This window comes from Vibrio sp. SCP2 (assembly GCF_059295395.1).
Genome location: NZ_JCAFVV010000024.1, coordinates 1 through 650, shown reverse-complemented (window position 1 = coordinate 650; position 650 = coordinate 1). Strand labels below are relative to the sequence as shown.

The window sequence follows — 650 nt, the reverse complement described above, 5'->3', positions numbered from 1 at the left end:
GTTACTGTTGTCTCTTTGATACCAACGATTTCTACTTCGTCACCTACAGTTAGGATACCGCGCTCGATACGACCAGTTACTACTGTACCACGACCTTGGATAGAGAATACGTCTTCGATAGGCATTAGGAATGGCTGATCGATTGCACGCTCTGGCTCTGGGATGTAAGAATCTAGTGCTTCTGCAAGCTCAACGATCTTGTCTTCCCACTGCTTCTCGCCGTTTAGTGCGCCAAGTGCAGAACCTTGGATAACTGGTAGGTCATCACCTGGGAAGTCGTACTCAGATAGAAGTTCACGAACTTCCATTTCTACTAGTTCTAGTAGCTCTTCATCGTCAACCATGTCACATTTGTTCATGAATACGATGATGTATGGGATACCAACCTGACGGCCTAGTAGGATGTGCTCACGAGTTTGTGGCATTGGGCCATCTGTCGCAGCAACAACTAGGATACCACCGTCCATCTGTGCAGCACCTGTGATCATGTTTTTAACATAATCCGCGTGTCCTGGACAGTCTACGTGTGCGTAGTGACGAGTTGGAGTGTCGTACTCAACGTGAGAAGTTGCGATTGTGATACCGCGCTCACGCTCTTCTGGAGCGTTATCGATAGATGCGAAGTCTTTCGCTTCACCGCCGTACACTTT

At 48.0% G+C, this 650-nt stretch carries 1 protein-coding gene; it reads right to left on the bottom strand.

Annotated elements, in window-relative coordinates; translation table 11 throughout:
* Positions 1-650 (bottom strand): GTP-binding protein (locus AC5O63_RS22360; RefSeq protein ID WP_494506276.1); only part of this gene is annotated, 650 nt, incomplete at both ends.